Genomic DNA, 1741 nt, shown 5'->3' with positions numbered 1-1741 from the left:
CCGCACCAACGGCCGCAGGGGCCGATAGCGCGGTTCCGCGTGCCCTGTCGGCCCCTGCGGCCGTTGGTGCGGTGTCCGTGTTCGGTTTCAAGCCCGGAGTTCCCGTGCCCGCTCCTCCTGTCCCGTCCCCGCCTTCGGAACTGCTGACCGCGCGGGTGCGGGACCCGTACCCCTACTTCGCATGGCTACGCCGGCACGCGCCCGCCCATGTGGACCGCAGGAACGGCCGGCCCGCCGTGTGGCAGGTCTCCCGCTACCGTGACGTGCGGGCCCTTCTGACCGACGGGCGGCTGAGCAAGGACCCGGGCCGGGTGCCGGGCTACGTCCCCGGACCGACAGGACTGAACCGGCACCTGGTCCACGCCGATCCTCCGGACCACACCCGTCTGCGGGCACTGGTGAACGCCGCGTTCGTGCCCCGCCGTATCGCCCGGCTGGAACCCTTCCTCACCGAAACCGCGCACCGACTCCTCGACCGGGTCGAACACCACGCCCACGTCGATGTGATCGCGGACTTCGCAGGGCCGCTGACCTTCCGGATGATCTGCGCGATCCTCGGCGTCCCCACCGATCTGGACACCCCCGCCACCCGCGAGGCCTACCTCACCGTCCTCCACTCCGTCACCCTGGCGGTCGTGAAGAAGCTGGGCTGCGAGGACGACGCGGGGCTTCCCGAGAAGCCCGTCTTCACGGAGAAGAAGTGGCGCGGAGAGCAGTAGCGGGCGCGGCCGGTGTCCTGCTGCTCGCGTTGACGGCCTGTTCCGGCGGAGGGAAGGACGGGGGCGGAGCGGGGGCCGTGCCCCCGGCCGCTCTATCGAGGGCCGCGTCGACGGGAAGGAAGCCTGGGTCAACGCCGCGGTCGGCTGGTCGACGTACGACGTGACCTTCGTGACCGCGGGAAAGCACGCGCGCGAATTCCGCGAGGTGGCGGAGGGCGTCCATCTCGACCGCCGCGAGGAGTCCGACGGCCGCTCCCTCATCGTGCCGTGCACGGTCCCCGGCACCCGGGCCGGACAGGGCGAGGAGCCGCCGCTCCAGGTCTCCGTGGCCGACACGGACCGCACGGCCCGGTCCGTGTCCACGGACCAGCTGCTGAAGGCGCTCGCGGAGAGCACCCGGGAGTTGCTCGGGTGCGCCGAGAAGGTCACCGTGCCGGAGAAACCGCTGTCCTGAGGGCGCGGGAGCGGTAGGCGGCGCTCAGTCCTCGGCCGTCTCGGCGGCCGGGGACAGCTGGGACAGGAGCAGGGCCGTCGCGCGGGTGATCAGGGCCGCGAGGAGGATCGTCGCGAGGCCGTCGACGTGCAGGTGGGAGATCTTCGGGCCCAGCCAGGAGAGCAGCCACCAGATCAGCGCGTCCTGGGCGAAGCCGGCGAGGCCGAAGACCAGGAGGGCGGGGAGCGGGACGCGGCCCGACGGGCCGACGAAGATCAGCTGGGTGAGGACCACCATGACGATGGTCGCCATCAGGACGGACTGGACCGTGTCCAGGGTCTCGGTACCGGCCAGGGTGATGCCGGGCAGCAGGCCGCAGGCGAGGCCCACGCCGATGAGGACGCCGAGTCTGCGTCCGGCTTGAGGGTGCATGCGCGGACTGTGGCACACCGTGCGGCGCGTTGTGAAGATCCTATGAGGAAGATCGCTTGGAGCCTGGATCCTGAATCCTGGATCCTGAATCCTGGAGCCTGAATCCAGGATTCAGGATCCAGGAGCTTGGAGACCGTGGCGGGAATCGAACCCGCGT

General features: G+C 70.8%; 3 protein-coding genes. 2 read left to right on the top strand and 1 reads right to left on the bottom strand.

Going from position 1 to position 1741, the window contains the following annotated elements; all coding sequences use genetic code 11:
- The first annotated feature begins 104 nt into the window (after positions 1-104).
- Entirely contained in the window at positions 105-719 is a 615-nt protein-coding gene (locus tag CCN56_RS40915) for a cytochrome P450 (protein WP_143664848.1), read from the top strand.
- A 169-nt stretch (positions 720-888) separates the two neighbouring features.
- Positions 889-1173, top strand: coding sequence for a hypothetical protein (locus CCN56_RS40910; protein ID WP_256962451.1), 285 nt, complete (start codon positions 889-891; stop codon positions 1171-1173).
- Between the two features lie 24 nt (positions 1174-1197).
- Here CCN56_RS40910 and CCN56_RS40905 read toward each other — a convergent pair whose 3' ends face one another.
- Positions 1198-1584 carry a hypothetical protein gene (locus tag CCN56_RS40905; protein WP_086832571.1) on the bottom strand — a complete coding sequence of 129 codons (387 nt, stop codon included), beginning with the start codon at positions 1582-1584 and terminating at the stop codon, positions 1198-1200.
- Positions 1585-1741 lie beyond the last annotated feature (157 nt).

Origin of the sequence: Streptomyces sp. NRRL B-24572 (assembly GCF_002156145.1) — a bacterium.
In the GTDB taxonomy this organism is placed as follows: Bacteria; Actinomycetota; Actinomycetes; order Streptomycetales; family Streptomycetaceae; genus Streptomyces; species Streptomyces vietnamensis.
Note: the sequence above shows the minus strand (reverse complement) of the source record. Positions and strands in the feature narration are given on the sequence as shown.